Origin of the sequence: Nesterenkonia cremea (assembly GCF_014642675.1) — a bacterium.
Classification (GTDB): Bacteria; Actinomycetota; Actinomycetes; order Actinomycetales; family Micrococcaceae; genus Nesterenkonia; species Nesterenkonia cremea.
Window position 1 is genome coordinate 1 of the sequence record NZ_BMIS01000027.1, and the last position, 3104, is coordinate 3104.

A 3104-nucleotide genomic window follows, 5' to 3' on the forward strand; every position below is an offset into this window, starting at 1 on the left:
CGGGCTGCCACTGGCAACGATCATCTCACCCGGACAGGCCAACGAGGCCCCGGTGCTGACCCCGCTGGTCGAACAGATCAGAGTCCCGCGCCTGGGACCCGGCAGGGCCCGTACCCGACCTGATGAGTTGCTAGGCGATAAGGCCTACTCCTCCCGCGCGATCCGCACCTACCTGCGGGAACGCGGGATCACCGCCACCATCGCAGAGCCTGACGATCAGAAACGACACCGCAGAAACCGCGGCACCAAGGGCGGCAGGCCCCCGAAGTTCAACACCCAGCGATACAAGGGCCGCAACATCGTCGAACGCGGGTTCTGCCACCTGAAGCAATGGCGCGGCATCGCCACCCGCTACGACAAGCTGGCCACCACATACCGAGCAGCAGCGCTACTGCACGGAGTCACTGCCTGGACCAAACATTTATCAGACACGCTCTAGACCGGTGGCCCCGCCGCACATGAATGTGCCGCCCTCCCGGCGGGGGAAGGCGGCACATTCTCGCGTCTGGTGAGGCGTGGCCTCAGAGGCCCAGACCTGCGACCAGATCGGTCAGGGTCTGGCCGATTTCGCCGACTGCTCCGAGCACGTCTGTCAGAAGTCCACTCACCATTCAGATCACCTTCCGGTTTTCCTCGCTGCGGTCCATGACTGTCATGGACCGATCTGTCAGGTACCTGGTGGAGCCAAGTACCGAGACTCATCCTGGCAAGATGCTGTTACGAGGGAATGCGGCATAAGTTGCGCGACAGTAAATCAGGTTCTGTTCAGCTGCCCGTCGTGTGGGCTCCGGTCGTGGGCTCTGCTTGTCCGCCGATGATGGACACCGTGAGCTGGCCGGTGCGAGCATCTTTCGATGGATATCACACAGTATTGGGACGGGTGGGATCCCATCGTCCACACGCTTGTGACCGTCGTCGCGGGTTACCTGGCGCTTCTGGTGATGCTCCGGATCTCCGGTCCGAGGACCATGGCTTCGATGACCCCGTTGGACTTCATCGTGGCGGTGACCATCGGGTCCGCGTTCGGTCGCACACTGACCGCAGTGGATGTTCCCCTGGCGCAGACGGTCCTGACGCTGGCGCTGCTCATCGTGCTGCAATGGTTGTTGGCGCTGGTCCGCGGGCGCGCTCCGGGCATGCGCAGGTTCCTGGACTCGCCTCCGGTCCTCATCTATCACGCCGGAGAGTTTCAGCGTCGAGCCATGCGTCGCCACCAGCTGGTCGAAGATGACGTCCACACGGCGGCAAGGACTTCGGGCCTGGGCTCTCTGGACGAGGTGGCTGCCGTCATCCTCCAGCAGGACGGGGGCCTCGCTGTGATCGTCGAGGGGCAGATGGGCGATGGCTCGAGCGTCCTGCCTTATGTCGAGGACGATGGCGCTCCGGGGCAGCCGGGAAAGCCCCGATAGGGTAGGGGTATGACCTCTCCTGTCTCCTCTGATGCGCTCCGCCCAGCAGCTGGTCCCAAGACGGTGGTGGCCGCTGCCCTGATGCGTCGCGTCCATGAGCATCAGGAGGATGCCGACGGCGTGAGGCAGATGCTCATCGCTCGCCGCACGGCCCCCGAGTCGGTTGCGGGTCTGTGGGAGTTCCCCGGCGGCAAGCTCGAGCCGGGAGAGAGCCTGCGCGCCGGCGTCGTGCGCGAGCTGCAGGAGGAGCTCGGCGTCGAAGTGGAGCTGGGTGCCGAGGTCACCGGACCGGGGCACGCCGGCTATTCCGCGGAGACCGGATGGCGACTGACCGAGCGGCACACGATGCGGCTCTTCGCCGGCGTCGTCGCCGAGGGTGAGCCCTTCCCGTTGGAGGACCATGACCGGCTGGACTGGGTCCCGCTGACCGCGGAGCTGCTGGAGTACCCCTGGATCCCGGCGGACCGGCCCATCGTGGAGCAGCTCATCAAGGACTATGGCCGCTGAGGCGCCCGACGAAGCCGGTGTTAGCGGGTGACGCCTGCGGAAGCAGTGAGGAGGGCCTCTGCTATATGAAGTTCTCCCAAGAAGCCCGAAACGAGGCGTCTTGGCCCGCCAGATCGCTCTTCTGCGCCAGTCTAGGTATTCCCTACAATGCCCTCCAAATCCCGCTGGATCACGACGAAAAGTGTGACAAAAGTGGGGCACCCTGGTTTGGGCTGCTTCCGGTGAAGCCAGGTTCACCTCTGCTGCCGACGCTGCCTGACCATGTCCGACACCCTAGCCACTCTCGCCGGCGCATGTATCTCCAGCCCACAGCAGGAGTGGATCCCCTCGGATGTACGACGTGTGGCCGAGGTGCAGCTTCGAGGCGAGGAAGCGGACGGGCGTCATCATGGACATGCCTCAGGCTTCAGCAGATCGCGGCGAAGCCGTCTCAGTCGTCGACCGACGATGATGTCGTGGATGTCGATGTCATCGATGAGGCCCTGATGCCTGAACCCCCTGCCGAGTCGGTTCAGCGGGAACCCTGTGGGCTGTCAGCGGGATGCTGAGGCTGGGGCCGGGACCGCAGAGTCATAGGCGACTGCGGCGATGGTGGCCAGGAGGGCGGTCCAGGAGATCCAAGCGAACAGGCTGAATGGCTCGGCAGCGGTCGTAGCGAACCCCAGCAGTGTCAGCGAAATGGCGATGATCCAGAACTTCGGGGTGCTCAGAGCCTTCTTGACGTTCATGGTTTGTCCTTCGTTCTCATCCGGTGGCTTCGTTTGATCTGACACTCCCACAGTGTCCGGCATCTGTAGGCAGATGTGGGATCCGTGTCGGCCGCGCATGTCGTCGCCCCGTGACCGCGACGAGCTCCGGCATTCGGGTTTCTCTACGGCGGCGGACTCACCTGAACGCGGTCACGGAACTTACCGCGAGTCTGCGATACGTGGGACGTCGAGACGACCTCCGCCCGCTGCCACAGCGTCTGGAGAGCTCACTTCAGCCCCTGCGCATCGAAACCCCCGATAATGGGCCTTATCTGACCTATCCCGACATGATGAAGGGAGAGACCTTCGAACTGGCATGACCCCCTAATTTCGGTCCACGAGTTATGAGAGTCGCACTAGCGCCCGGTGCTCCGGGCAGGAAAACTGGTGTGACCATGACAAGCAAGAGAAGACGCCATACCCCGGAACAGATCATCCG

General features: G+C 63.7%; 4 protein-coding genes. 3 read left to right on the forward strand and 1 reads right to left on the reverse strand.

Translation table 11 applies throughout. The features are described 5' to 3' along the window. From IEW85_RS14115 to IEW85_RS14125, 3 genes are all read left to right on the forward strand, one after another. On the forward strand, positions 1 to 439 hold a 439-nt coding region (locus tag IEW85_RS14115; protein WP_188687059.1), incomplete at its 5' end, for a transposase. 415 nt (positions 440 to 854) lie between these two features. Then, positions 855 to 1409, forward strand: a complete 555-nt coding sequence (locus IEW85_RS14120; RefSeq protein WP_188687062.1) for a DUF421 domain-containing protein — start codon at positions 855 to 857, stop codon at positions 1407 to 1409. A 9-nt stretch (positions 1410 to 1418) separates the two neighbouring features. Beyond that, positions 1419 to 1916 (forward strand): (deoxy)nucleoside triphosphate pyrophosphohydrolase, encoded by a 498-nt coding sequence (locus tag IEW85_RS14125; RefSeq protein ID WP_229659063.1) that lies wholly within the window; start codon positions 1419 to 1421, stop codon positions 1914 to 1916. Positions 1917 to 2449: 533 nt separating this feature from the next. On the opposite strand, the gene IEW85_RS14130 is transcribed toward IEW85_RS14125, so the two are convergent. Continuing rightward, positions 2450 to 2644, reverse strand: a complete 195-nt coding sequence (locus IEW85_RS14130; protein WP_188687065.1) for a hypothetical protein — start codon at positions 2642 to 2644, stop codon at positions 2450 to 2452. Between the last annotated feature and the right edge of the window lie 460 nt (positions 2645 to 3104).